This window comes from Streptomyces sp. NRRL B-24484 (assembly GCF_000717715.1).
Lineage (GTDB): Bacteria > Actinomycetota > Actinomycetes > Streptomycetales > Streptomycetaceae > Kitasatospora.
The window spans coordinates 19,814-45,926 of sequence record NZ_JOAI01000035.1 but is presented as its reverse complement, the minus strand read 5'-3'; the positions used below and the strand labels follow the sequence as shown (position 1 = coordinate 45,926).

Annotated in this window: 22 protein-coding genes; 6 read left to right on the top strand and 16 right to left on the bottom strand. The window is 75.2% G+C overall.

The annotated features are described in order from the left end of the window. Positions 1-63: 63 nt before the first annotated feature. The 3 genes from IE98_RS0127420 to IE98_RS0127410 all read right to left on the bottom strand — a co-directional run bounded on the left by IE98_RS0127420 (position 64) and on the right by IE98_RS0127410 (position 2,812). Positions 64-864, bottom strand: coding sequence for a DUF1684 domain-containing protein (locus tag IE98_RS0127420; protein WP_030273443.1), 801 nt, complete (start codon positions 862-864; stop codon positions 64-66). Between the two features lie 183 nt (positions 865-1,047). Beyond that, complete coding sequence (locus tag IE98_RS0127415; RefSeq protein ID WP_030273441.1) at positions 1,048-1,911, bottom strand: acyl-CoA thioesterase; 864 nt, start codon at positions 1,909-1,911, stop codon at positions 1,048-1,050. Positions 1,912-2,134: 223 nt separating this feature from the next. Then, positions 2,135-2,812 carry an alpha-ketoglutarate-dependent dioxygenase AlkB family protein gene (locus IE98_RS0127410; protein WP_030273440.1) on the bottom strand — a complete coding sequence of 226 codons (678 nt, stop codon included), beginning with the start codon at positions 2,810-2,812 and terminating at the stop codon, positions 2,135-2,137. A gap of 242 nt (positions 2,813-3,054) precedes the next feature. On the opposite strand from IE98_RS0127410, the gene IE98_RS0127405 reads away from it, so the two are divergent. Next, positions 3,055-3,858 (top strand): MBL fold metallo-hydrolase, encoded by an 804-nt coding sequence (locus tag IE98_RS0127405; protein WP_030273439.1) that lies wholly within the window; start codon positions 3,055-3,057, stop codon positions 3,856-3,858. A 253-nt stretch (positions 3,859-4,111) separates the two neighbouring features. Here the strand turns inward: IE98_RS0127405 and IE98_RS0127400 are convergent, their stop codons facing one another. Then, positions 4,112-4,864 carry a transglycosylase family protein gene (locus IE98_RS0127400; RefSeq protein ID WP_078661351.1) on the bottom strand — a complete coding sequence of 251 codons (753 nt, stop codon included), beginning with the start codon at positions 4,862-4,864 and terminating at the stop codon, positions 4,112-4,114. A gap of 579 nt (positions 4,865-5,443) precedes the next feature. On the opposite strand from IE98_RS0127400, the gene IE98_RS0127395 reads away from it, so the two are divergent. Both IE98_RS0127395 and IE98_RS45130 read left to right on the top strand, forming a co-directional pair. Then, positions 5,444-6,331, top strand: a complete 888-nt coding sequence (locus IE98_RS0127395) for a hypothetical protein (protein ID WP_234443692.1) — start codon at positions 5,444-5,446, stop codon at positions 6,329-6,331. A gap of 175 nt (positions 6,332-6,506) precedes the next feature. Beyond that, positions 6,507-7,106, top strand: coding sequence for a hypothetical protein (locus IE98_RS45130; protein WP_052391035.1), 600 nt, complete (start codon positions 6,507-6,509; stop codon positions 7,104-7,106). Positions 7,107-7,178: 72 nt separating this feature from the next. Here IE98_RS45130 and der read toward each other — a convergent pair whose 3' ends face one another. The 4 genes from der to IE98_RS0127370 all read right to left on the bottom strand — a co-directional run bounded on the left by der (position 7,179) and on the right by IE98_RS0127370 (position 11,317). Next, positions 7,179-8,633: a ribosome biogenesis GTPase Der gene (gene der, locus IE98_RS0127385; RefSeq protein WP_030273431.1), complete on the bottom strand. Its 1,455-nt coding sequence runs from the start codon at positions 8,631-8,633 to the stop codon at positions 7,179-7,181. 123 nt (positions 8,634-8,756) lie between these two features. Next, positions 8,757-9,473 (bottom strand): (d)CMP kinase, encoded by a 717-nt coding sequence (gene cmk, locus IE98_RS0127380; protein ID WP_030273430.1) that lies wholly within the window; start codon positions 9,471-9,473, stop codon positions 8,757-8,759. Between the two features lie 129 nt (positions 9,474-9,602). Beyond that, a complete protein-coding gene (locus tag IE98_RS0127375; RefSeq protein WP_030273428.1) occupies positions 9,603-10,157 on the bottom strand; it encodes a hypothetical protein in 555 nt (184 codons plus the stop codon). A gap of 74 nt (positions 10,158-10,231) precedes the next feature. Then, positions 10,232-11,317 carry a prephenate dehydrogenase gene (locus tag IE98_RS0127370; protein WP_030273427.1) on the bottom strand — a complete coding sequence of 362 codons (1,086 nt, stop codon included), beginning with the start codon at positions 11,315-11,317 and terminating at the stop codon, positions 10,232-10,234. Between the two features lie 465 nt (positions 11,318-11,782). On the opposite strand from IE98_RS0127370, the gene IE98_RS0127365 reads away from it, so the two are divergent. From IE98_RS0127365 to IE98_RS0127355, 3 genes are read left to right on the top strand one after another with little or no spacing between them, the layout of a single operon-like run. Then, positions 11,783-13,918, top strand: a complete 2,136-nt coding sequence (locus IE98_RS0127365; RefSeq protein WP_234443691.1) for a DUF4139 domain-containing protein — start codon at positions 11,783-11,785, stop codon at positions 13,916-13,918. A 2-nt stretch (positions 13,919-13,920) separates the two neighbouring features. Beyond that, positions 13,921-15,522 carry a mucoidy inhibitor MuiA family protein gene (locus tag IE98_RS0127360; protein WP_078661350.1) on the top strand — a complete coding sequence of 534 codons (1,602 nt, stop codon included), beginning with the start codon at positions 13,921-13,923 and terminating at the stop codon, positions 15,520-15,522. 47 nt (positions 15,523-15,569) lie between these two features. Next, a complete protein-coding gene (locus tag IE98_RS0127355) occupies positions 15,570-15,932 on the top strand; it encodes a DUF952 domain-containing protein (protein ID WP_030273418.1) in 363 nt (120 codons plus the stop codon). A gap of 25 nt (positions 15,933-15,957) precedes the next feature. Here the strand turns inward: IE98_RS0127355 and IE98_RS0127350 are convergent, their stop codons facing one another. The 8 genes from IE98_RS0127350 to IE98_RS0127315 form a co-directional block, all read right to left on the bottom strand. Continuing rightward, the gene (locus IE98_RS0127350; RefSeq protein WP_043175270.1) at positions 15,958-16,938 is read right to left on the bottom strand and encodes a helix-turn-helix domain-containing protein; all 981 of its coding nucleotides are present in this window, start codon (positions 16,936-16,938) and stop codon (positions 15,958-15,960) included. A gap of 209 nt (positions 16,939-17,147) precedes the next feature. After that, on the bottom strand, positions 17,148-18,395 hold the full coding sequence (locus IE98_RS0127345) for a pseudouridine synthase (RefSeq protein ID WP_030273415.1): 1,248 nt from the start codon (positions 18,393-18,395) through the stop codon (positions 17,148-17,150). Positions 18,396-18,480: 85 nt separating this feature from the next. Next, positions 18,481-19,161, bottom strand: coding sequence for an SMC-Scp complex subunit ScpB (gene scpB / locus IE98_RS0127340; protein WP_052391045.1), 681 nt, complete (start codon positions 19,159-19,161; stop codon positions 18,481-18,483). A 323-nt stretch (positions 19,162-19,484) separates the two neighbouring features. Beyond that, complete coding sequence (locus IE98_RS0127335; protein WP_052391034.1) at positions 19,485-20,378, bottom strand: segregation and condensation protein A; 894 nt, start codon at positions 20,376-20,378, stop codon at positions 19,485-19,487. A 115-nt stretch (positions 20,379-20,493) separates the two neighbouring features. Next, positions 20,494-20,928, bottom strand: coding sequence for a hypothetical protein (locus IE98_RS0127330; protein ID WP_234443690.1), 435 nt, complete (start codon positions 20,926-20,928; stop codon positions 20,494-20,496). Positions 20,929-20,969: 41 nt separating this feature from the next. Beyond that, on the bottom strand, positions 20,970-22,031 hold the full coding sequence (locus tag IE98_RS0127325; protein ID WP_030273410.1) for a ParA family protein: 1,062 nt from the start codon (positions 22,029-22,031) through the stop codon (positions 20,970-20,972). 465 nt (positions 22,032-22,496) lie between these two features. Then, entirely contained in the window at positions 22,497-23,612 is a 1,116-nt protein-coding gene (gene ald, locus IE98_RS0127320) for an alanine dehydrogenase (protein WP_030273408.1), read from the bottom strand. Between the two features lie 244 nt (positions 23,613-23,856). Beyond that, a complete protein-coding gene (locus tag IE98_RS0127315) occupies positions 23,857-25,884 on the bottom strand; it encodes a tetratricopeptide repeat protein (RefSeq protein WP_052391033.1) in 2,028 nt (675 codons plus the stop codon). Positions 25,885-26,113: the final 229 nt, after the last annotated feature.

Sequence of the window (26,113 nt, the reverse complement as noted above, 5' to 3'; positions counted from 1 at the left end):
GCCCCCCGAACGGCACCCAGCACCCCGGACGGCACCCCGGCAACCCGTGCGGGGTAGCCCCGGTCAGCCGGTGACCACGTGCCGCTCCCCCGCCTCGACGGCGACCGGCAGCCGGTTGCCGGGCGGCGGGAAGGGGCAGATGAAGTGGTCGGCGAAGGCGCACGGTGGCAGGTGGGCCCGGTTGAGGTCGAGCACGGTGCGGCCGTCGACGTCCGGCGCGGGCAGGGTGACGAACCGGAACCGGTAGGTCTCGTGGCCGCTGGTGGCGTCCGCGATGACACCGCTGAGCCGGCCGCCGGAGCGGCTGACGGTCAGGGCGTACTCCTCGCCGCACAGGGTGAAGGCGATCTGCCCGGTGACGGCGAGCGGCCGTTCCCTGCCGTCCGCGTTGGGGACGGTGAGCGCCCGCTCGCCGCTCTCGAACGGGGTGAAGTGGGCGGGCACGGCCCAGTCCGGCGCGTACGGGAAGGTGTCGATGCCCGCGAAGGCGGCGCGGGCCGGGGCGTTCGGGTCGAAGACCCGCAGGGCGAGCTCGCCCTCGCGCTCGATGGGGACGAGGCGCAGGGCGCCCAGGGTGGCGCGCTCGGGGGCCGGGTCGGTGTCGGGCCGCATCGACACTTCCCCGTCCAGGGCGCCGGCCGGGTCCGCCGATTCGAGCCGGATGCCGTACTCGGCCTTGGCGTCGAACCGGACGGCCCCGTCGGCGGCCCACCACTCCCCCGGCAGGCCGGGGATCTGCTCGGGGTCCGGGCCGAGCCAGTGCGTACCCGTCAGTGCGAGCGGCCCGTGCAAGGCGCTGACGGCGGCGGCGCGGGCCTCGGTCCAGCGCTGCCAGGATTCCGCGGCGGTCTCTGCGGCGGTCATCGGCGGTCCTTCCTGAGCGGTGCCCGGGCGGTCATCCGACGAACGGTCACGGGACGAGCGGAACGGGCGGGACGAACGGACGAGCGGGGCTGACGGGGACGGGACGGGGCGGGCGGGTGAGTGGGCGGCGGCCGGAGCGGACGGGCTGACACCTCACCGGATGCCCGCGCTCGGCCCGCCGAATCAGCGCGCGGTGAGGGGCCGGAAGAGTCCCTCCTGGACGACGGAGACGACGAGCCGTCCGCTGCGGTCGTAGATCTCGCCGCGGGCGAGCCCCCGGGCGCCGTGCGCGATCGGCGACTCCTGCTGGTAGAGCAGCCAGTCGTCGGCGCGGAACGGCCGGTGGAACCACATCGCGTGGTCGAGCGAGGCCATGTCGAAGTTCCGCTCGCCCCACAGGGGTTCGACGGGGACGCGGACCGCGTCGAGCAGCGTCATGTCGCTGGCGTAGGTGAGCGCGCAGACGTGGATCAGCGGGTCGTCGGGCAGTTCGCCGTTGGTCCGCAGCCAGACGCCGCTGCGCGGCTGCACGCCGGCCAGGTCCTCCTTGTTCCAGCGGAGCCGGTCGACGTAGCGGATGTCGAAGGGCTGGCGACGGCTGATGAACGGCGGCATCTCGCCGAGCTTGGAGCCGACCTCGTCCAGGGCGCTGGGCAGTTCCTCGGGGCCCGGGACCTGCGGCATGGCGTCCTGGTGCTCGATGCCGCCCTGCTCGGGGCGGTGGAAGTCGGCGGTCAGCGCGAAGATCGACCGGCCCTGCTGGATGCCGAGCACGCGGCGGGTGGTGAAGGACCGTCCGTCGCGGATCCGGTCGACCTGGTAGACGATCGGCACGCCGGGGACGCCGGGACGCAGGAAGTACGCGTGCAGCGAGTGGACCGGCCGGTCCCCGTCGACCGTGCGGCCGGCGGCCACCAGGGCCTGGCCGGCGACCTGGCCGCCGAAGGTCCGCTGCAGGGCCTCCTCCGGGCTGCGTCCCCGGAAGATGTTGAGTTCGATCTGTTCCAGATCGAGCAGGTCGACGAGCTGGTCGACGGGCGTGCCCATGTCCTGTGTCCTCTCCAGGCCGCCGGGCGCCTGCCCGGGATCTCCGGTGCGGCGCCGCCCGGCGTTCTACGTCTACCGAGAAGTCTCCTCCGGATCGGGGAATTCCCGCCGTCCGGATCGGAATCCGCGGTCGGTTCCGGCCCGGAACGACCGCCGGAACCGACCGCCGGAACCGGCCACCGGATTCGGCGCAAGGGCCCGGAACGGCCCGGCAGCGGCGGCCTCAGACGAGTCCGGACTGCCGGACGGTGATGTTCAGGCGCCCGACCAGGCCGAGCGCCGGGTCGGCGGTGCCGGGCAGCGTCCTCACCACGCCGTGGTACGCGAACCGGGCCGGGCCGCCGAAGACGAAGAGGTCGCCGCTGCGCAGCTCCAGGTCGGTCCAGGGGCGGGTGCGGGTCTCGGCGTTGCCGAGCCGGAAGACGCAGGTGTCGCCGAGCGAGAGGGAGACCACGGGAGCGTCGATCCGCTCCTCCTTGTCCTTGTGCAGCCCCATCTTCGCGCCGTGCGGGTAGTGGTTGACGACGGCGATGTCGGGCTCGTACCCGGCGGCGCCGGGCACGCGGGCAAGGCCGCCCGGCCCGTAGGCGGCGGCGAGGGCACCGCGGGCGAGCGCGCCGAGCTCGGGCGGGAAGGACTTGACCGGGGCGCCGTCGCCGTCGACGACCGTCCGCGCGTAGCCGTACGGGTACCAGTGCCAGCCCAGGCAGACGGTGCGCACGGACATCTGGCCGCCGGTGGGCATCCGGACGGTCCGCATCCCGGCCGGCGGCCGGGACCACGCGCGGCAGGCCTCGACGAGCGCGCGCTGCTCGGCGGCGTCCAGCCAGTCGGGGAGGTGGACGGCACCGGGGGCCGGCTCGGCGGGCTCCCGCGGGAACGGAAGGGGTTCGCCGGTCATACCGCCATCCTCGCAGCTGCCCGGACCCGCCCGGCGCGGGACTTCGACACACATGCGGACGGGCGGTACGGGCACGATCGGTGGCACCGCCGGCCGTGCGTGCGGCGCTTCGCACGGCGGACGCAGGCAGGGACCGACATGCGGTGCACCGGCCGGCGCCCCACGCTGGTCGGGGAGCCGACCCCGCCCCGCCCCGCCGCGGCGCACCGCCTGCGCCGCTCCGCGCCCCCGAAGGAGCCGGCATGAGCAGGCTGGACTTCGCCGTCGTCGACCTTCCCGAGTCGTCCATGCACAAGACGGCCGTGGTGATCGCCGGCCCGCACGGGACGATGCTGGTGGACACCGGGTTCACCCGTTCGGACGGGCGGAAGCTGGCGCAGCTGATCCGGGCGATGGAACGCCCGCTCACCACGGTGCTGGTCAGCCACGGCGACCCGGACTTCTACTTCGGCACCGAAGAGGTGCAGAACGCCTTCCCGGAGGCGACCTTCCTGGCGCATCCGCTGGTGATCGAGCACATCGCGCAGACGTACCCGACGAAGCTGTCGACCTGGGCGCACCTCGGGAGCGAGCTGCCGACCCGGCCGCCGCGGCTGCGGCCGCTGGACGGCGACGTGATCGAGTTCGAGGGGTACCGCTTCGAGGTGCGCGGCTTCGAACCGAAGCTGCCCGACCGGCACTTCCTGTGGGAGCACCGCAGCCGGGTGCTGCTCGGCGGGGTCGCGCTCTACCAGGGACTGCACGCCTGGACGGCGGACACCCCCGATCCCGGCCAACGGGAGGCCTGGATCGACCTGTTGGACGCGATGGAGGCGCTCGATCCGATGATGGTGGTGGCGGGGCACCGGATGGCCGCGGCCACCCCGGACGCGAGCGCGATCACCTTCACCCGGGACTACCTCAAGGCCTTCGAGCGGGAGGTGGGCAAGGCCGAGGACGCGTCGGACGCCGAGGAGGCGCTGCTGCGCCTGTACCCGGACGCCGGTCTGAAGCTCGCCGTCCGGCTGGGCACGCAGGTGGCGAAGGGCGAACTCGTCCTCGACTGAGCACGGGCACGGGCACGAGCACGAGCACGAGCAAATGCACAGGCACAGGCACAGGCACAGGCACAGGCACAGGCACAGGCACAGGCACGGACGCGGACGCGGACGCGGACGGCCACAGCAGTGAGCCGCCCGCCGGCGGCCGTCCGTCCGGGGGGTACGGGCGGCCACCGGCGGGCGGCGGCAGGGGGCGGGGGCGCGGCAGGGGCACCCCCGGAGGAGGGCGGCGACGCGGTGGTCACCGCCGCTCGGGGTGTCAGACGGACAGGACCTGGCCCGGGAAGATCAGGTTCGGGTTGCCGCCGATGACACCGGCGTTGTTCTTGTACAGGGACTTCCAGTCGACGCCCTTGGCGTTGGCGATCTTGCTCAGGGTGTCGCCGCCCTTGACGGTGTAGTTGCCGCCGTTGGTGGCCTGCTTCGCCGGGGCGGCCGGCTTCGGGGCGGCCGGCTTCGGGGCGTCCTGCTTGGGGGTGGTGTTCAGCTGGGCGCGGGCCTCGCTGCGGCTGGCCTTCTGGTCGTCGGCCTTCGGGGCGGCCGGGGCGGCGGCCTTGGGCGCCGGGGCGGCGGCCTTCGGGGCGGCAGCGGCGGCGGTGTCGACCTGCGGGGCGGCGCCGCCCTTGGTCAGGCCGGCCTTGACGGAGCAGACGGGCCAGGCGCCCGGGCCCTGCGAGGCGAGGACCTTCTCGGCGACGGAGATCTGCTGGTCCTTGGTGGCCAGGTCGGCGCGCGGGGCGAACGAGGTGCCACCGAAGGCGGCCCAGGTGCTGTTGGTGAACTGCAGGCCGCCGTAGAAGCCGTTGCCGGTGTTGATGTGCCAGTTGCCGGTGCTCTCGCACTGGGCGACGGCGTCCCAGGTGGAGACGGAGGCGGCGGAGGCGGAGGTGGCCGTGACGAGGCCCGCCACCGGCAGGACGGCCACAGCGGCGCCGCCCGCGATCGCCAGCCGGACGCGGTTGCGCTTGGTGGCGGTGGTGGTGGCAGCGGCAGTCTCGTTACGGAAGAGCATGGGATTCCTCTCGAAAGCCCCGGGCGGGCAGGCGGAACCAGAGCCGCATGGCTCTCGGTTCGCTCGCCGCGTCCGCAAGACGGCCGTTGCACGTGTTCGAACGTGCCGCGCCGCCCCGGCCACCCGTCGCGTCCGTGCGGTGGTCAGCCGCTCCGGCGGCACTCGCTCCCCCGGCCGGGGCCGGTGGGCGGTGCTCGGGTGAACCCGGGAAGTGCTCGGTGCACTGGGCAAAAACCTACGAGCCGTCCGGCCGGGCACCAAACAGTTTCGGGTCGTCCCAGCTCAGCGCGGCGTTACCGCGAGTATCGATCTAGCAAATGACGGCGATTTGCCCGATTTGCGATTATTTCCCATGGTCGATCCCCGCCCGATCGTGAGGCTGCTCACCGTTTCCGGTCTGTGACCTCAGGCACAGCGTCGACAGATTGCGACCACCTGTCCACCCATCGCAGTCAGATCCGCGGCAAATCCCGTCGGAGCCGGACGCACCCGTGACCCCGGCCACAACCGTCCGTTGGAAGTGGCGGCCAGGCGCGCCCGTGCCACCACTGAGACCGGAGGAGTCCCCCCTTGCCGCGCATGCTCGAAGTCAGCGACGAAGTACGAACCGAGATCGGCGACGACGAGGCCGACCGCCTGCTCGCCGGCGCCCACGCCCCGGACGCCTACGACTGCACCTCGTGCCGGGCTCCCGGCGACTCGCTGCGCGAGCCCACCAGCACGGTCCTGTTCATCGGCGACGAGACCGCCGTGCTGGCCTTCGCCCACGCCCGGTGCGTGCCCTCCCAGGTGGTCCCGGTGGACGAGGAGCAGCTGCTCGGCGCCGTCCGGTCGATCTCGCAGGCGCAGGGCGGGGTCGACGCGCCCGCCTCCGCACCGGCGCACGCCCCCTACGGCGCGCATGCCGCCCCCGGGCTGCCGGACGGCGCCTGGCCCGCCCCCGCCCGGGCCCCGCAGCCGCGGGCCCCGCAGTCACCGGCCGATCCCGGCGCCCAGCCGGCCGTGCTCGGCGTCACCTGCGGCCTGGTCCTCTGCGGGGACACCCCGTACGCGGCCCTCGTGGTGGAGCCCACCGGGCCGATCGCCCGCCCCGGCAGCGGCTCGGGCGAGGACGAGTTCCTCTCGCTGCTCACCGACCACGGGTTCCAGGTGGTCCAGTCGGTGGACCGGGCACCCGCCCGGCCGCTGACCGGCTGGTCGGTGCTGATGGCGATGGGCCAGCTGCACGCGATCCTGCAGCCCTCGGCGACCGGCGGCAGCGCCGCCTGGTGGCAGGCCCACCAGCCGCTGCAGGTCACCGAGGCCTGGCGGGCCGCCGTCGCCCGCCGCTCCGAGGTGATCATGTACGCGGTGCCGGTCGGGACGATCGGCCGCCAGCCCCGCGAGGACCTGCTGCGGATGGCCCTGGACCGGGCGTCCGGGCAGGGCGTCCTGGTGGCCGGGATGCTGCCGCTGGCCGGGACCTGACCGGTCCCCGGCGGGCGGCGCGCGGGCCCTCGACCGGCGCCCGACCGGCGCCCGACGGGTCCCCGCCAGGTCCCCGGCGGAGGCCTGACGGAAGCCTGACGGCCACTGGCCGAATGGCATAGGCCGGGCCGCGGAACCCCCGCATCCCCGGGCGTCCTCGCTCGTTGGCCCTCACGTGTACAGCTACGACGTCGCCCCGACCACCCGCCCGTCCGCCGGCCGCACCATCCCGGGCATGCGCCCCTCGTACGACGCGGACCTGCCCGTTTCACCGACCCCGATCTACGACGCGCTGTACTCCGAGTACCGGAGACTCTTCCGGGCCCTGCCGGGCGACCGGACGGACGAGGAGCAGCTCCGGTTCAAGGGCTTCGGCGGGTCGGGCGGGTTCGGCGGCTTCGGCGGGTCCTACCCGCAGCACCAGGTGTTCGAGACCTACGCGGGCCAGGCGCACGGCACTCCGCAGTTCCTCTCGGAGAGCCGGTCGGCGGGCAGCGGGCACGGCGGCCGGGCGCACGGCACCGAGCACCAGCAGGGCCGGCTGGCGACCCAGGCCGTCACCGTGGGCCACCAGGCCGGGCCGACCCCGGCGGGCCACGCCTCGGCCGGGCACGGTGCCACCGGGCACACCGCGGGGCACGCGGTCGGCGGCACCGGGCAGGGCTGGGTCGCCGCCGGGTACCTGGGGCAGCAGCCGACCACGGCGGGCGGCGGCGGGCGGCACCGGTCGCTGCTGTCGCTGCCGCCGGGCCGTTCCGGCGAGCAGTCGCTCTGAGCGGCCGGGGACGGACGACGGCCGGGGCCGGGCAGCGCGATCGCTGCCCGGCCCCGGCCGTCGTTCTCCTCGTTACTTCTTGCGGCGCTTCTCGCGCACCCGCACCGAGATCGAGATCGGCGTGCCCTCGAAGCCGAACTCCTCGCGCAGCCGGCGCTCGACGAAGCGGCGGTAGCCCGCCTCCAGGAAGCCGGAGGCGAACAGCACGAACCGCGGCGGGCGGGTGCCGGCCTGGGTGCCGAACAGGATGCGGGGCTGCTTGCCGCCGCGGATCGGGTGCGGGTGGGCCGCCACCAGCTCGCCCAGGAAGGCGTTCAGACGGGCCGTCGGGATGCGGGTCTCCCAGCCCTCCAGCGCGGTCTCGATCGCCGGGACGAGCTTCTCCATGTGGCGGCCGGTCTTCGCCGAGACGTTGACCCGCGGCGCCCACTGCACCTGGACGAGATCCCGCTCGATCTCGCGCTCCAGGTAATAGCGGCGCTCCTCGTCGAGCTGGTCCCACTTGTTGTAGGCGATCACGACGGCGCGGCCGGCCTCGACGGCCATCGAGATGATCCGGGTGTCCTGCTCGGCGAGGGTCTCGCTGGCGTCGATCAGGACGACCGCGACCTCGGCCTTCTCCAGCGCCGAGGAGGTGCGCAGCGAGGCGTAGAAGTCGGCGCCCGCGGTCAGGTGGACACGGCGGCGGATGCCGGCGGTGTCGACGAACTTCCAGGTCTTGCCGCCGAGCTCGATCATCTCGTCGACCGGGTCGCGGGTGGTGCCGGCCAGCTCGTTGACGACCACCCGCTCCTCGCCGGCGACCTTGTTGAGCAGGCTGGACTTGCCGACGTTCGGGCGGCCGATCAGCGCGACCCGGCGGGGGCCGCCGAGGGGGCCGTTGCCGAAGAGCTGCGGCGGGGCGTCGGGCAGCGCGGCCATGACGGCGTCCAGCAGGTCGCCGGAGCCACGGCCGTGCAGCGCGGAGACGGGGTACGGTTCGCCGAGGCCGAGCGACCACAGGTAGGCGGCCTCGGCCTCGGTGGACGGGCCGTCGACCTTGTTGGCGCACAGCACGACCGGCTTGCCGGCCCGGCGGATCAGCTTGACCAGCGCCTCGTCGGTGTCGGTCGCGCCGACGGTGGCGTCGACGACGAAGAGCACCGCGTCGGCGGACTCGATGCCGTACTCGGCCTGGGCGGCGACGGCGGCGTCGATACCGAGGACGTCGATCTCCCAGCCGCCGGTGTCGACGAGCTTGAAGCGGCGGCCGTTCCAGGTCGCCTCGTAGGTGACGCGGTCGCGGGTGACGCCGGGGCGGTCCTCGACGACCGCCTCGCGGCGGCCGATGATGCGGTTGACCAGGGTCGACTTGCCCACGTTCGGGCGGCCGACGACGGCCAGCACCGGCAGCGGGCCGTGCGAGGCGGCGTCGAGGTCGGCGTCCACCTCGTCGGTGTCGAAGCCCTCTTCGGCGGCCAGCGCCATGAACTCGGCGTACTCGGCGTCGCCGAGCTCACCGTGGTGCGCGGCGGTGTCGTTGCTCATGTGTGTGGTTTCCGTTTCCCGGCACGGCCCTTCCCAGGGGCGTGCCGTGCGTACCTGCCCGGTCGGGCAGCGCGAAACTACGTGTCCCGTAGTCGGAGGACGGGCCGGACGGCCCGAGGATGGTCAGACGGCGGACGGCTGCTGGGCCCGCTCCTCGACCAGGGCGGCGACCGTGTCGATCACCTGGTCGAGGGTGAGCTCGCTGGTGTCCACCAGGACGGCGTCCGGTGCCTGGGCCAGCGGCGCCGTCTCCCGGGAGGAGTCGGCGGCGTCCCGGCGGTCCAGGTCGGCGGCCATCGAGGCGATGGTGGCCTCGTCCACGCCCTTGGCACGGAGCTCGGCCGCACGGCGTGCGGCACGGGCGGCGCCCGAGGCGGTGAGGAAGACCTTGGCGGTGGCCTCCGGGAAGACCACGGTGCCCATGTCGCGGCCCTCGGCGACTATGCCGCGCGGCGCGACCTCGGCGCAGCCGCGCTGCAGCTCCACCAGCCGGGCCCGGACGGCCGGGACGGCGGAGACCGCGGAGACCTTGGCGGTCACCTCGGGGCCGCGGATCGGGCCGGAGACGTCATGGCCGTCGACCGTGATGGTCGGGCCGGCCGCGTCCGTACCGGAGACGATCACGGGCTTGCCGCAGGCGATCGCGACGGCCTCGGCGTCGTCCACGTCGACGTCGTTGGCGAGCATCCACCAGGTCATCGCGCGGTACATGGCGCCGGTGTCCAGGAAGCTGAGGCCGAGGCGGGCGGCGACCGCCCGCGAGACGGTCGACTTGCCCGATCCGGAGGGTCCGTCGATGGCGACGACGACCGGGGCGTGCGCTCGGTCGGCAGTGTCCACGGGGCGAACCTCTCTCTCGGTCCGGCGCGCTCGGGCCGGGATGACTATCTACAAGGTTAATGGACCGGCGGAGGCATCCCGTCCGGTCGGTCCCCGGTGCCGTGCGCGGCCCCCTCGGCGGCCCGCCGGTCAGTCGGCCGGCAGCCGCTCCTCCTCGTCGTACCGCACCCCGTGCCGGGCGGCGAAGGCCCGCAGCCGGTCCAGGTCGTCCTCCGGCACGACGGTGCGCGCCGTCCGCAGCCCGCCGGCGGTGCCGGGCACGGGTGCCGACGCGGGTTCCAGCACGAAGTCGGCCGTCGACCGGGTGCCGCGCGCACCGCGCTCGCCCCAGTGCGTGAGGCCGATCCGCCGGACCGCCGCCAACGGGACGATCTGCTCGGCCCCGCCGTGCAGCACGAACCGGGCGGTGCCCTGCGCCGGGCGCAGCTCGCACTCCACCACCAGCCGTCGCCGCCGGGTCCGCAGCACCCGCAGGCCGGCCAGCTGCCCGGCGAGCAGCGCCGCGCCGATCGCGCAGCCCCACCACCGCAGCACCGGCCAGAGCAGCAGCAGGAGCAGCACGGCACCGGCGTCCACGGCGCCGACCAGGGCCGCGGTGCGGTCGCCGTCCGGCGGACCCGGACGCCACACCAGTGCGTCCGCCGCCGCGTCCACCGGTCCGTCCACCGGCTCGTGTCCGTACATCAGCCCTCCCCCCAAGCCCGTCCGGTGCACCGACGCGGCCGGGACGACGGGCGGTTCCCGGAGCGGCGGGGAGCTCAGTCGCGGACGCTCCAGCCGCGGTCGCGCAGACCGCCGGTGAGCAGTCGGACGGCCGACGGGGCGACGTCCAGGTGCACGTGGCCGACCTGCTGGCCGTCGGAGTGCTCGATGGTGACGTCCTCGATGTTGACGCCGAGCGCACCGACCTCGCCGAAGAGCCGGCCGAGCTCGCCGGGCTGGTCGCCCAGGACGACGGTGACCGACTCGTACCGGGTCGGCGGGGCACCGTGCTTGCCGGGGATCCGGGCGTGGCCGGTGTTGCCGCGCCGCATCACCGCCTCGATGCCGGCCGCACCGGCGCGCCGCTCGCCCTCGTCGGCGGCCTGCAGGGCGCGCAGCGCCGTCACCGCCTCGCCGAGGTCCACGGCCACCTCCTGCAGGATGTCGGCGACCACCCCGGCGTTCGCGGAGAGGATGTCCACCCAGAGCGCCGGGTTGGACGCGGCGATCCGGGTCACGTCGCGGACGCCCTGCCCGGACAGCCGGACGGCGGTCTCGTCGGCGTGCTCCAGCCGGGCCGCCACGATCGAGGAGACCAGCTGGGGGGCGTGCGAGACCAGGGCGACGGCCCGGTCGTGGGCGGTCGCGTCCATCACGATCGGCATGGCCCCGCAGAGCGCGACCAGTTCCAGCGCGGCGTTCAGGGTGTCCGTGTCGGTGTCCCCGGTCGGGGTGAGCACCCACGGCCGGCCCTCGAAGAGGTCGGCGCGGGCGGCCAGCGGACCGGACCGCTCGCGGCCCGCCATCGGATGGCCGCCGATGTAGTGGACGGTGTCGCAGCCGAGCGCCGCCACCTCGGCCCGCGGGCCGGCCTTCACGCTCGCCACGTCGGTGTAGCAGCGGGCCAGGCCGCGGCGCTGGCAGTCCGCCAGCACCTTGCCGACCAGCGCTGGCGGCACCGCGACGATCGCCAGGTCGACCGGGCCGTCGGGCAGCTCGGTCGTACCCGCCCCGAGCGCGGCGGCGGTCCGGGCGGCGTCCGGGTCGGCGTCCTCCAGGTAGACGGCGACCCCGCGGCCGGTGAGCGCGAGGGCGGCGGAGGTGCCGATCAGTCCGGTGCCGATGACGGCGGCTGTGCGCATGACGGGGTTGGTCTCCTGGTACGGGCGGACTTCTGCTCCGCTCATCCTCCCGCAACCCCACCCCACCCGTCGAAGCCGTCCACCCACCGAACCCGCCGCACAGCGGCGGCCCCTACGGGAAGGGCGATTCCAGGGCCGCGGGAGGACAGGTGGCATGCACCCGGGGGCGCGGGGAACTGCGCGGGACGGAAGGTGTCACGCACTCTCCCGCCGCGCGCGGTCCTCCCCCGGTCTTCGGCCGGGAGGTGCCCCACGCGCCCCTTGTTCGCCTTGCCCCGCACCCGCGAAGTGGGCCGTGCCCGGACTGCGCGGGTCCCCCGTTCGCCCGGGTGGGTCTCCGTCCGCAACCGCGGTGGGCGGCGGGGTCGTCCCCTCAGCCGACGCGCAGCGGAAATCCGCGGCGGACGGCCGCCTGCCCGGGCAGACTGGCGGCCCGGACCGGGGACGGACGAAGGGCAGGGCGGGGTGGCAGCACAGACGGCGACGGCGGATCGGTGGGAGTCGGTACTCGACTCGGTGGTGGTGTACGCGAGCGGGGCGCTGTGCCGCAGGCGGGCCCGCGGCACGGTGCCCGCGGACGGCAGGGTCCGGCTGACCGGCCTGCCGCGCGTGGCGGACGCGGGTTCGCTGCGCGCCTCGGTGCTCTCCGGCGGGGCGCGGGTCACGGCGGCCCGTCTGGAGCCGGAGGCTGAGGTCCGCAGCCGCTCGGACCTCCCGGAGCTGCGCCGCCGGGTGGAGCGGGCGCGGGACGCCGCGGAGGCCCTGCGGCAGCGCGCCGCACGGCAGGAGGCGCGGATCGCGGAGATCTCCGCGGTACGGGCCGTCCCGCCGCCGCTGCAGGCGGACGAGCCGCACCGCCGCACGCCCGCCGACGCGTGGCTGCAGTTGGCGGACTTCGTGGACGAGCGGCTGGCCGACCTGCACGGCCGGGCCGCCGGCCTCGCCGAGGAGCTGCGGCTGGCCGAGCACGAACTGGTCCTCGCCGAGGACGCGTTGGCCCGGGCGTCGTCCGCGGTGGCGGTCGGTCCGGTGACACTGGGCAGCTCGGCCGTGGTGACCCTGGAGGGTGCGGCGGAGGGTGCCGAGGTCGAGCTGGAGGTGGAGTACGGGGTGCCGGGTGCGGTCTGGGTGCCGACGTACCGGCTGACCTACCGCCAGGGCGAGGGCAGCGGGACGCTGCTGCTGCGCGCCCAGCTCGCGCAGCGCACCGGCGAGGACTGGTCGGGCGTGCGGATCGGCCTGTCGACGGCGGACCTGCAGCGCCGGACGGACCTGCCGCAGCTGCGTTCGCTGCGGATCGGCCGGCGGCAGGCCGCACCGGCCGCGTCGGGCTGGCGGGAGCCCCCGGCGGGCCTGGGTGACCTGTTCACCGGGTACGACGCGGCGGGCCGGCCGCCGCAGCCGCGGGTGTCGCGGGGCCGTCCGGCGGGTGGTGGCCGGCCGGGCCGGTCGGCGCGGCCCGCTGCCGCCCCGGACGTGACGCTGGCCGGTGGTCTCACCGGCGCGGAGACCGCACTGCCGTTCGCGGCTCCTCCGCCGCCCCCGCCGCCCTCACCGGCTGCCGCGCCGCAGGGCTTCCCGATGCCGGCTCCGGCCGTCCAGGCGTACGGCACGGCGCCGCAGTCGCCCGGGGCGATGCCACCGGGCGCGATGCCTCCGCCGGCGCCGGTGGCGTCCGCCCGCGGGATGCGCGCGAGGGCCGGGGGCGGGGCACGCTCCGCGCCGGCCGCCGCCTTCGACGTGGCGCCGGAGCCGGTGGCGCCGCCGGTGCCGCCCGGTCCTTCGCAGGCGCAGCTGGACTACGCAGGCCTGGTGCTGGACGGCCCCGACCGGCCGGCGCACCGCCGCGGCCTGCTGTTCCCCGGGGCGGTGCACGACCCTGCGGCGACGGAGTCGCGGAACCTCGCCGAGTCGGTGGCGGGGCTGGCGCTGCCGGCGCACGCGGTGCGGCCGCGGGTGTCGGCGGGCTCGTTCGACCAGCGGTACGACGCGGCGGCGCGGGCCGACGTGCCCTCGGACGGCACCTGGCACACCGTCACCGTTGGGGAGGTGCCGGTGTCGCTGCGCACCGAGTACGTCTGCGTGCCGGCCGTCGAGGAGGCGGTGTACGGGACGCTGGTGCTGACCAACGCCACGGCCTCGGCGCTGCTGGCCGGTCCGGTGGAGGTGACGGTGGACGGCGACTTCCTGCTGACCGCGGCGCTGCCGACGCTGGCCGCGGGCGGCGCCCGCCGGGTCGGCCTCGGCCAGGCGGAGGCGGTGCGGGTGGCCCGCCGCACCGAGATGCGGGAGTCCACCGCGGGCATGCTCAACAACACGACGGTGCTGGACCACCGGATCCACGTGGAGCTGGCGAACCGGCTGCCGCACCCCGTCACCGTGGAGGTCCGCGAGCGGGTGCCGGTCTCCGCCGACCAGGACGTGCGGATCGAGGAGCGCGGCACCTGGAGCGCGCCCGACCGCCCGTCCGACGCCTACCCGCCGAGCACCAGGCGCTGGCGGGTGGAGCTGCCCGCCGACGGCACCGCCGAACTCGACGGCGGCTACGAGATCCGCATCCCGGCCGGCAAGGCCGTCGTCGGCGGCAACCGGAGGAGCTGACCATGACCGACACACCCATCGCCCCGCTCCCCGACGGGCCGCTGCCGCAGGCGCCGGCGGCGGACCACCCGCTGCCGGTGACGGCGGTGACCTGTCTGGAGGACCGCGCGCACGTCGAGCGCACCGCCGTGGTCGACCTGCCCGCCGGAGTCAGCCGGCTGCGGCTCGGCCCGGTCTCCGCGCTCGCCGTGGACCGCACCCTGCGCGCGGAGGCGCCCGGCAGCGGGGGCGTCCGGGTGCTGGACGCCCGGGTGGTGCGCAGCTGGGTGCCGCGCGCCCCGCTGCCGCCCACCGGCGAGGACTCGGAGCTGCGGCACCGGGTGCACGCCCTGGAGCAGGAGCAGCAGGCCGAGTCCCGGGTCCGGGAGCGGCTGGAGGCGCGGCTGGCGCTGCTCGCCCAGCTCGCCTCGGACCTGCTGCGGGAGATCGGCGAGGGCGCGGGCCGCGGCGAGCTGGAGCGCAGCCGCTGGGGCCGCGAGCTGGACCGGATCGACGGCGAGCGGGACGCGTACGGCGAGAAGCTGCGGGTGTCCGGGGCACGGCTGGAGGAGCTGGCCGAGGACCTGGCGGCGGCCCGCCGGGCGCTGGACGCGGCCGAGCAGGAGCCGGCCGAGCTGTTCGCCCACGTCGAGGTGACGGTGGAGGCGGAGGCCGCGGGCCGGGCCGAGCTGAGGGTGGGCCACCTGACGCCGTGCGCGCTGTGGCGGCCGGCCTACCGGGCCGCCCTGGCGGGTGGGCGGCTGGTGCTGGAGACCGAGGCGGTGGTCTGGCAGCGGACGGGCGAGGACTGGTCCGGGGCGCGGCTGACGTTCTCCACGGCCCGGTCGGCGCTGGCCTCCGAGCCGCCGCGGCTGACCGAGGACGTGCTGAGCCTGCGCGAGCGCACCGCGGAGGAACGCCGGACGGTCGAGGTGGAGCTGCGCGAGGAGGAGATCGGCACGACCGGCCCGTCCCCGGACGGACTGCCGGGCGTGGACGACGGCGGCGAGGTGCGGGTGCTGCGGGCGGCGTCGCCGGCCTCGGTGCCGGCCGACGGCCGGGCGCACCGGATCCCGCTGACCGTGTTCGACACCGCGGCGAGCAGCGAGTTCGCGGCGGTGCCGGAGCTGTCGCCGCTGGTCACCCGGGTGGTGCGGTTCCGCAACGACGCGGGCCACGCGCTGCTCGCCGGGCCGGTCGACCTGGTGCAGGGCAGCGGGTTCACCGGCCGCGGCGAGCTGCGGTTCACCGCCCCGGGTGCCACGGCGGAGCTGGCCTTCGGCAGTTCGGACGGCCACCGGGTGGTCCGGGAGACCGAGGAGGGCCGCGGCACGACGGGCATCACCGGCCGGACGGTGGTCACCCGGACGGTGCGGCTGCACCTGTCGCGGTTCTCCGCGCCGGAGGAGCGGGACGAGCAGGTGGTGACGGTCCGCGAGCGGATCCCGGTCTCCGAGGTGTCCTCGGTGGAGGTGAAGCTGCGCAAGGAGGCCTGCTCGCCCGCGCCGGACGAGCTGGACTCGGAGGGCGTCGTGCGCTGGGACGTTCCGCTGCCGCCCGGCGGCCGGCGCACCCTCACGCTCGTGTACGAGGTGTCGGCGGCGTCGAAGGTGGCGGGACTGTGAGCCCGGTCCAGCCGGATTTGTCCCGTCAACTCCGGTAGAAATGACCCATGATCTACCATCTCGCCCCGCTGGACGACTGGCTGCGCGACCCGGGGCGGCCGTACGCGGCCGCCTCGCTGCTCACCGACGGCTTCATCCACTGCTCGGCCGACGAGCGGACGGTGCTGGCCGTCGCCAACCTCTTCTTCGCCGACACGCCGGATCCGCTGATGGCGCTGCTGATCGAGGAGAAGCTGATCGAGCCGATGGTGAAGTGGGAGGCACCCTCCGGCCCGCCGCCGGACGGCGCCACGCCGGACGTGCTCTTCCCGCACATCTACGGCCGGCTGAACCGGACGGCGGTGATCGGCTTGGAGAAGGTCGAGCGCGGCGCGGACGGCCGCTGGGCCCGGCTGCTCCCCTGGAGCTGAGCCGGGCCCGTCCGGGCGGCGGCGGTCAGAGCCAGCCGCGCTCGCGGGCCGCCATGCCCGCCTGGAAGCGGGTGGTGGCGCCGAGCTGGCGCATCAGGCTCTGCAGCCGCCGCTGGGTGGTGCGGGCGCTCCAGCCGAGGGAGCGGGCGATCGACTCGTCGGTCAGGCCGGCGGCGAGCAGGCCGAGCAGCTTGCGGTGGTCGGCCTCGGGGCCGGTGTCGGCCTCGCCGTCGCCGATCGCCGCCTGCAGCGGCACGGCCCGCTCCCACTCGGCCTCGAACAGCGCGTCCAGGGCCTGCAGCAGCGCCGAGGGGTGGATGACGTAGGCGGCGTCGAGGACGCTGTCGCCGACGGTGATCGGGATGATCGCCATCTTGTCGTCCGACATCATCATCTTCATCGGCAGCACGGGGCGGACGCGGGCCTCCTCACCGTCCTCGACGCCGATGAGGATCTCCTTCTCCAGCCGGCCCGGCCAGGCCACCGCGTCCTTGTCGTACACGGTGCGGAAGCGCACGCCCGCCTTGAGCTTGGCCCGCTGGCGGGGCATCTGGGCGACCGGGTCCTGGATGTACGGCGGGCAGTCGAAGCCGCGCACCTGGTACTGGGTGCTGTCGACCAGGTGCTCCAGCCGCTGGGCGATCGCCTCGCCGCCGGTGAGCACCTCGACGGAGTGCGCCGGGTCGGTGTAGCGGGACGCCTCGCGGAAGGCGTCCATCAGCCGGTGCATCTCGGCGCGGGCGCTGCGCAGCTCCGCCTCGCGGTGGCCGATCAGGGTGCCGATGGCGACGTCGGGCGCGACCGCGAGGTAGCGTTCCCGGTCGACCGGGGCCCGGGTGGCCATGCCCTGGTCGGCCAACCGGTCGAGGGCGTCCTGGCTCTGCTGCAGTGTCAGGTCGCACTGCCCGGCCAGCTCCTCGGCGGTGGACTGCGGCGAGACCACCAGGGCCGCGTACACCTGTCCGTCCGGCCGTCCGAGGCCGAGCGCTCCGAATGCGTCGAGCACGCCGCTCCTTCCCCCATGCGGCCAGTGGCCCAGTGGCGCAGTTCCGCCACTCGTCGAGCCGCTGTCCGGTGGCCATCCTGCGCCACAGATCCACATCATGACAAGGCGGTGCGTCGAGGTTCACACGGGGTCCCCGCCGAAGAGCCGGAAGGCCTCCCCGCCGAACGGCGGGGAGGCCTTCGATTCGAAGGTTCGGCCACGGCCCGTCCTTACAGGCCGACCTCGTGCATCAGCTGTCCGACCTCGGGGTTCGTGAGGCGGCGCAGCCAGCCCGACTTCTGGTCGCCGAGGGCGATCGGGCCGAAGTGGGTGCGCACCAGCTTCTCCACCGGGAAGCCGACCTCGGAGAGCATCCGGCGGACGATGTGCTTGCGGCCCTCGTGCAGGGTCACCTCGACGAGGTAGTTCTTGCCGACGTTGGAGATCACCTTGAAGGAGTCCGCACGGGCCCAGCCGTCCTCCAGCTCGACGCCCTTGGCGAGCTGCTTGCCGAGGTCGCGCGGGATCGGGCCCTGGATGGCGGCCAGGTAGGTCTTGGTGACGCCGTACTTCGGGTGGGTGAGGCGGTGGGCCAGCTCGCCGTGGTTGGTGAGCAGGATGATGCCCTCGGTCTCGGTGTCGAGGCGGCCGACGTGGAAGAGCCGGGTCTCGCGGTTGGTGACGTAGTCGCCGAGGCACTGGCGGCCGTCCGGGTCCTCCATGGTGGAGACGACGCCGGCCGGCTTGTTCAGCGCGAAGAACAGGTAGGACTGGGTGGCGACGGTCAGGCCGTCGACCTTGATCTCGTCGCTGGCCGGGTCGACCCGCTTGCCCTGCTCGGTGACCCGCTTGCCGTTGACCTCGACCCGGCCCTGCTCGATGAGCTCCTCGCAGGCCCGGCGGCTGCCCATGCCGGCCCGCGCGAGCACCTTCTGCAGGCGCTCGCCCTCGGGCTCGCCGAAGGTCTTGGGGGTCTTCACGGCCGGCTTGTCGTGCCGGGCGAGCACCGCGTCCTCGATCTTGGCCTGGAGCTCGCGGGAGCGCTGCGGCTGGCGGCGCGGGTCGCCCGGGGCGCCCTGGCCCTCACGGCGCGGCTTCGGCGCGGCGCCCGGGCGGCGCGCTGCGAAGCTGCTGCGGCTGGGGGTGGCGTTCGGGCCGCCGCCGTACTCGGGGCGGTCGTAGCGCCGCTCCTCGGGCCGCAGCGGGCGGTCCGGGTAGCGCCGGTCGTCCCGCCGGTCGTCACGGCGGTCGTCCCGCCTGTCGTCACGACGGTCGTCGCGGCGGTCGCCCCGGGGGGACGAGCCGCCCCGGCCGCCGGAGGAGGAGCCGTACGACGAACCGCCGCGCGAACCGCCGTACGAGGACCCGCCGCCGTAGGACGAGCCGCCGCCGCTCCGGCCCCCGCCCTGTCCGCCGCGTCCCTGGCCTCCCCGGCCCTGTCCGCCGCTGTTGTTCCTGCCGTTGCCACTGCTGCGCATCAAATGTCCGTACGTCGTGTCCGTCGTGGGAGTGCGTGTCGTGCCGGCCGACCTCACCGCCCCCTCACCGATCGGACGCGGACGGTCAGGCGTTCTCGCCGTCGGCCGCGCGGGCGGCGGCCACCGCCTCCGCGATCATCGTGCCCTCCAGGGACTCCGCTTCCACGTCGTCGACCTCGGGCAGGAAGGGCGCGAGCTCGGGCAGCTCGTCCAGGCCTCGCAGCCCCGTCCGTTCCAGGAAGTAGTTCGTCGTCCGATACAGGATCGCACCTGTTTCGGGCTCGGAGCCGGTCTCTTCCACCAGTCCTCGCTGTACCAGGGTACGCATCACGCCGTCACAGTTCACACCCCGTACGGCGGAGACCCGGCTGCGCGACACCGGCTGCCGGTACGCGACGACCGCGAGCGTCTCCAGCGCGGCCTGGGTGAGGCGGGCCTGCTGGCCGTCCAGGACGAAGCGGTCGACGGCCGGCGCGCAGTCCGCGCGGGTGTAGAAGCGCCAGCCCCCGGCGACGTGCCGCAGGTCGAATCCGCGGCCCTGGGCGGTGTACTCGGCGGCGAGTTCGCGCAGCGCCGCGGCGACCTCGGCGCGCGGGCGCCCCAGGACGGCGGCGAGGTGCGCCTCGGTGGCGGGCTCGTCGACGACCGTGAGGATCGCCTCCAGCGCGGCCCGCAGCGGCACCCCGCGGACGCCGGACTCCTCGGGCCGCTCCGGTTCCGGTTCGGGCTCCGGCTCGGGGGCGGGCAGCGGCGCCGGGTCGGGCATCGGCTCGGGCTCGGAGGTGTCCGCGGCCGGCTCCGCCGCGGGGGCCGGGATGTGCGGCCGCTCCACGGCCCGTTCCGCCCGCCCTGCGGAGGACCCCGCGGAGGAGTCCCCGAGGGGCCGCACGGCGGGCTCCACGGCCGGCGCGGCCGCCGGGGCCGGTACGGGCGCCGCTGCGGGCCCGGGAGGGGCGGTCTCCGCCGGGGCGGCCCCGGCCCCGGCCACGGCCCCGTCCTGGGCCTCGTAGGCCGGTTCCAGCCACTCGTCGGGGCGGGTCTGGCCGGGGAGGCCGAGGGTGCGCCGGGAGGGGCGCGGCTGATCGGCGTTCACTGCGGTTCTCCGTCCTTGCCGCGACCGTCCGCGCCCTCGCCGGGCGGGCGGTCGAACTCGTCGGTCACCTCGACGCGCAGACCGGTGTCGGCGACCCAGTGCACCAGCAGCTCGCCCAGGGCGTCCGGCTGCTCGAAGTCGAGCACCTTCTCCCGGTAGAGCTCCAGCAGTGCGAGGAAGCGGGCCACCACGACCAGCGTGTCGTCGGCGTCCTCCACCAGCCTGCCGAAGGTGGCGCTGCCGAGCGCGGTGAGCCGGTCGACGACGACCCCGGCCTGCTCGCGGACGCTCACCGGCGGGGTGTGGATGTGGTCGACGTAGACCACCGGCTTCGGCTTGGGCGTCGTCGCCCGGGCGGCGAGCCGGGCCAGGCCCTCCGGGCCGACGGTGATCACCACCTCGGGCAGCAGCAGCGCGTGGTGCGGCTCCAGGCCGACCGTGCGGGGGCGCTGCAGCAGTTCGGCCGCCCAGCGCTCGGCGAACAGCGCGGCCGCCTGCTTGTAGGCGCGGTACTGCAGCAGCCGGGCGAAGAGCAGGTCGCGGGCCTCCAGGAGGGCGAGGTCCTCCTCGTCCTCGATCTCGGCGGCGGGCAGCAGCCGGGCCGCCTTGAGGTCGAGCAGGGTCGCGGCGACCACCAGGAACTCGGTCGCCGCGTCGAGGTCCCAATCCGGGCCCATCGCCCGGATGTGCGCGACGAACTCGTCGGTGACCCTGGAGAGCGCCACCTCGGTGACGTCCAGCCGGTGCTTGGCGATCAGGCTGAGCAGGAGGTCGAACGGGCCCTCGAAGTTGTCCAGCCGCACCCGGAAGCCGCCGCGCGCCTCACCCGGTCCGGCACCGGCCGGAGGGGCGGGGGCGGCGGGCTCGGGGGGCTCGGGCGCGCTCGTCATGACCGGACCATCTTCACCCCGGCCGGTCGCGGTGCCGCCCCGCGGGGCGCCCGACACGCCCGTTCCCGGGCCCGGCCGGCTGCCCCGGCGCGGCGGAGGGGGCCTCCGGCGGGCCTCAGCGGCCGCGCAGCCGCCGCACCAGGATGCTGGCCTCGCCCCGCTGCTCCAGGTCCGCCAGGACGACGGAGATGGCCTCCCGGACGACGCGGCCGCGGTCGACGGCGAGGCCGTGCTCGCCGCGCAGCACCAGCCGGGCGTGCTCCAGGTCCATCAGCTCCTCGGCGGAGACGTAGACCGTGATCTTCTCGTCGTGCCGCTCGCGGCCGGTGGGCCGGCGGGCGGCACGGCCGCGCGGGCGGGGCCGGCGGGCGGCCTCGGGCTGCTCCTCGGCGTGCCGGCGGGCCGCCTCGGCGGACGGCTGCGGCTGGACGGCCTCGGTGGCGGCCCCGTCGGCGGCGGTGTCGCCGGCCGCTGCGGGCTGCTCGGCGGGCCGGGCGGTCTCCTGTCTGGCGGCCTCGGCCGCCCGGCCCAGCGAGGGTGACAGGGCCATCCCCCCGGTGGTCCGGAACAGCTCGTCGGCTCCCGGGAGACTCACTCGGCGGGGCGGCACCGGTCGAGCACCTCCCTGGCGAGCTGGCGGTAGGCGGCGGCGCCGACCGAGTTGGTCGCGTACGTGGTGATCGGCTCGCCGGCCACGGTCGTCTCCGGGAACCTGACGGTGCGTCCGATGACGGTGTGGAAGACGTGGTCGCCGAAGGCCTCCACCACCCGGGCCAGCACCTCGCGGCTGTGCACCGTGCGGGAGTCGTACATGGTGGCCAGGATGCCGTCGAGGCGCAGCTCCGGGTTGAGCCGCTCGCAGACCTTCTCGATGGTCTCGGTGAGCAGCGCGACGCCGCGCAGCGCGAAGAACTCGCACTCCAGCGGGACGATGACGCTGTGAGCCGCCGTCAGGGCGTTGACGGTGAGCAGGCCGAGCGACGGCTGGCAGTCGATGATGACGTAGTCGTAGTCCGGCAGCAGCGGCTTGAGGGCCCGGGCGAGTGCGGACTCGCGGGCGACCTCGCTGACCAGCTGCACCTCGGCGGCCGACAGGTCGATGTTCGACGGCAGCAGGTCCATGCCGGGGACGGCGGTCTTCAGCAGGACCTCATCGGCCGTCAGGCCCCGCTCCATGAGCAGGTTGTAGACGGTGACGTCGAGTTCCATCGGGTTCACGCCGAGGCCGACGGAGAGGGCGCCCTGCGGGTCGAAGTCGACGAGCAGCACCCGGCGGCCGTACTCGGCCAGCGCCGCACCCAGGTTGATGGTCGACGTGGTCTTGCCGACGCCGCCCTTCTGGTTGCACATGGCGATGATCTGCGCGGGGCCGTGCTCGGCCACCGGCGCGGGGATCGGGAAGTACGGCAGCGGACGGCCGGTGGGGCCGACCCGCTCGCGGCGCTGCCGGGCGGCGTCGGGGGCCAGGGTGGCGGCGTACTCCGGGTCCGGCTCGTACTCGGCGTCCGGGTCGTCGTAGGGGCCGTAGCCCAGGTCGGCGTAGGAGAGGCCGTACGCGCCGAGCTCGGCGTCGTAGTCGGCGCCGGCGGCGGCGCCGCTCTGGCGCGCCTCGAAGGTGCGGACCGCGACCGAGCCGATCTCCGCCGTACCCACCGTCGCCGGCCGCGCGTACTCGTCGTGCGGCTGTCCGGCGGCGAGCTCCGCCAGTCCTGGCTGACCACCCCCGGGAGCAAATGTCGACTCATTCACAAGTCGTCTTACCTCCTTGGGCTTCCAGGACTCTATGTCGATACGTCAGCGTGGCAGCTTGCCGACGGTTTGCGACTCTAGGCCGTTCCAGGCGTTCGCAGCAACACAATCCACGGTAGTGGGCACGATGTGTCGGCTCCCCGACCGCCCGCTGTCAAGGCTTGCGCGGGCCGGGAACCCTCACGATTCCGGGGTCGCCGCACCCCGCGGCGGCGTAACCCGCGGTGACCGGGTCCGCAGCGCGGGTGACACGTTGCACATGAATTGACATCACCCGTCCACCGACCGGTCACCGACCCGTGGGCGTGCGGGCGCGCCGAAGCCCCCGGCCCGGGGGAGGGGGTCGGGGGCGTCGGAGGTGGCTGCGCGTCAGGCGAGCACGGTGTCCAGGGAGACGGACTCCAGGTCGAAGGCGTCGGCGACGGCCTTGTAGGTGATCTGGCCCTCGTGCACGTTCAGGCCCTTGGCCAGCGCGGCGTCGCGGCGCAGCGCGTCCTTCCAGCCACGGTTGGCCAGCTCGACGATGTAGGGCAGCGTCGCGTTGGTCAGCGCGTAGGTGGAGGTGTTCGGCACGGCGCCCGGCATGTTGGCCACGCAGTAGAAGACCGAGTTGTGGACCTGGAAGGTCGGCTCGGCGTGCGTGGTGGCGCGGGAGTCCTCGAAGCAGCCGCCCTGGTCGATGGCGATGTCGACGAGCACGGAGCCCGGCTTCATGCGGGAGACCAGCTCGTTGGTGACGAGCTTCGGGGCCTTGGCGCCCGGGATCAGCACGGCGCCGATGACGAGGTCGGCCTCCAGGACGGCCTTCTCCAGCTCGAAGGAGTTGGAGGCGATGGCCTTGACCTTGGTGCCGAAGACCTTGTCGGCCTCGCGCAGCTTGTTGATGTCGCGGTCGAGCAGGGTGACGTCGTAGCCCATGCCGATGGCGATGGTGGCCGCGTGCCAGCCGGAGACGCCGCCGCCGATGACCACGCACTTCGCCGGGTGGGTGCCGGGCACGCCGCCGGGGAGCACGCCGCGGCCGCCGGCCGGACGCATCAGGTGGTACGAGCCGACCTGCGGGGCCAGCCGGCCCGCGACCTCGGACATCGGGGCGAGCAGCGGGAGGGCGCCGTTGGCCAGCTGCACCGTCTCGTAGGCGATCGCGGTGGTGCCGGAGGCGACCAGCGCCTCGGTGCCGGCGCGGTCGGCCGCCAGGTGCAGGTAGGTGAAGAGGGTCTGGCCCTTGCGGAGGCGGTGGTACTCCTCCGCGATGGGCTCCTTGACCTTCAGCAGGAGGTCCGCGGTCTCCCACACCTCGTCTGCCGTGGGGAGGATGGTGGCGCCGGCGCCCACGTACTCCTCGTTGGGGATCGAGGAGCCGAGACCGGCGTTGTCCTCGATGAAGACCTCGTGTCCGTTGCGGACGAGCTCATGCACGCCGGCGGGCGTGATGGCCACGCGGTACTCGTGGTTCTTGACCTCGCGGGGGATGCCGACCTTCACGGCTAAACACGTCCCTCTTGCCTGGGGGGTCCCGGCCGGGGGAAGACCGGCGGGCGGCGCGCACGGGGAAGGCCTCCGGAGAACGCCGGGGCACGGATCGCTGCGCGACTGGTGTCGAGTGTAATGAAGCCCAGCGGATCCGTCAGCCTTCCAAACTGAATAAATTAGCTGGACTCATTGGCAGGTTCGTAGGCTTGCACCTCACTCTCATGAACAAAAGCCCATGACTGCCGCATATCAGACACTACTCCGCAATGGGGTGAATCCACTCGCCGGTCAGCTGCTGCTGGAGGCGGTCCAGGGCCTGTGCCACCAGGGCCGTGCCGTGCTCGTCGCCGAGCCGCCGGAAGATCCCGAACGCCGCCCGGTACTCCCGCAGCGCCTCCTCGAACCGGCGCTGCGCGGTGTGCGCCTCGGCGACCCGGGCGAGCAGCCTGGCCTCGGCCGCGGCATCGCCGGACTCCTGCCGCAGGGCCAGCGCGCGACCGTACGAATCTCCGGCGCGCACGGGGTCGCCGAGCGCCCTGTAGCACCCGCCCGCGCTCTCCAGTGCGCGGGCGCACCCCGCCTCGTCGCCCGCCGCCCGGGCCCGGTCCAGGGCCGCCCGGTACCGTTCGGCGGCCCGCCCCCAGCGGCCGGCTGCCGCCTGCAGGTCCCCGAGGTTCAGCAGTGCGGCGGCGGCCCGGCGGGGTGCACCGGCCCGTTCGGCGACCTCCAGCACCAGCTCGTGCAGCCGGTGCAGGTCGGCCGGGACGGTGGCCGGGGTGCGCGGCAGCGCCCGCAGCAGCGCGGAGACCAGCCGGCCCGCCGAACCGTCCAGGTCGCCCTGCCCGATCGCGTCGCCGACGGCGGTGAGCAGCTGGTCGCGCTCCTCGTCCAGCCAGCGGGCGGCCTGGTCCGCGGTGCGCAGCCGCAGCGGGCCGGGCAGCGGGTCCGGGGCCGGACCGGCCGCCGGGGCGAGCAGCGCCTGCGCGGAGTCGACCAGCCGGACCAGGCGCTCCAGCAGACGGGCGCGGGCGAGCTCGATCTCGGCGGGACGGTCGGCCTCGGCGCGGAGCTCGACCAGCCGCGGGTGCATCCAGCCGGGCACGCGGTAGCGCGCGGTGCCGTCGGCGGCCGGCGGCTCGACGGTCAGCAGCTCGCGCTCGGCGAGGTCGGCGAGCAGTCCGGCGGCCTCCGGCGCCGGGCAGCCGACCAGGGCGGAGGCGGTGCGCAGGTCGGCGAGCTGGGCGGGCGCCAGGGTGAGCATCCGCAGCATCCGGGCCCGCGCGGGGGTGAGCGTGCGGTAGAGCAGTTCGAAGGCACGGCCGAGCGGATCGCCCCCGGGTACGGGGACGGGCCCGTCGGCGGGCAGCAGGTCGCGGGCCCGCCGCCCCTCGCCGCCCTCCCCCTCCGACCGGTCGGCACGGCGACCGCCCTTGCCCGGCCCGTTCCGGGCGTCCTTCGCCGCGCCGCCCTCCGCGGCTCCGGCGGGCGGCGGTTCGGCGACCGCCGTCCGGCCGGTGGCGGCGGTGAGGTCGGCGGCCGCGTCGGTGACGGCCGCGCGGGCGTCCGCGCGCAGCCGGACGGCGGTGAGCCGCAGGGCGGCCGGACGGCAGGCGCACGCGTCGGCGAGGTCGGCGGCGCCGACCGGGTCGCAGCTGACCCTCGTGCCGCCGACGAGGTCCCCGAGCAGGCCCACGGCGGCGGCCTGGTCGAGCCCCCCGATGATCACCGGGTCGACGTCCCCGATGCCGGTCAACGGGCCGCCGGTGGTGGCGAGCAGCAGCACCCCCGGGCCCGCGCCGAGCAGCGGCCTCAGCTGGTCGGCGTCCTTGGCGTCGTCGAGCAGCAGCAGCGCCTCGCGGTCGGCGAGCACCTCGCGCAGTGCGGCGCAGGCCGGGTCGTCGCCGTCCGGGCCCTCCGGCGGCAGCAGCCCGGCCGGGACGGCGCCCAGGTGCTCCAGCAGCCGCCGGGCCGTCCGGCCGGGCGGCACCCGGCTGCCGTCGGGCGCGGAGAGCCGGGCGTACAGCACGCCGCCCGGGTACTGGGAGGCCACCGAACGGGCCCAGCGCAGGGCGAGCGCCGTCCGCCCCGAGCCGGGCCGTCCGGCCAGCACGACCAGCCGGGCCCTGCCGGCGCCCCGGCCCCCGGCCCGGGCGGCGGCGTTCAGGGCGGCGAGTTCGGTGCGGCGGCCGGCGAACGCGGCGGGCCCGGGCGGCAGGCCGTCCGCGGGGGCGGCCGCCCCGGGGCCGGCGGACCGCTCGTCGATGGTCGCCGTCTTCCTCGCCACCCGTGCCCACTCCCGTCGGTCGCCCGCAGCGGCCCGCTGCGGGCCCTGCCGCGAAGCGTAGTTCGAACGACCGCCCCCGCCGAGGCCAACCGCCCGCCCCGCCCGCGCCATCACCCCCGCGGGTCAAACCCCGACCGAAACCGCAGCCAACTGCGCACACGCGCAGGCGGCCGACCACCCAGGGGCGCGGGGAACCGCGCAACTCGGACGCGGCCGACCTCACGGATCA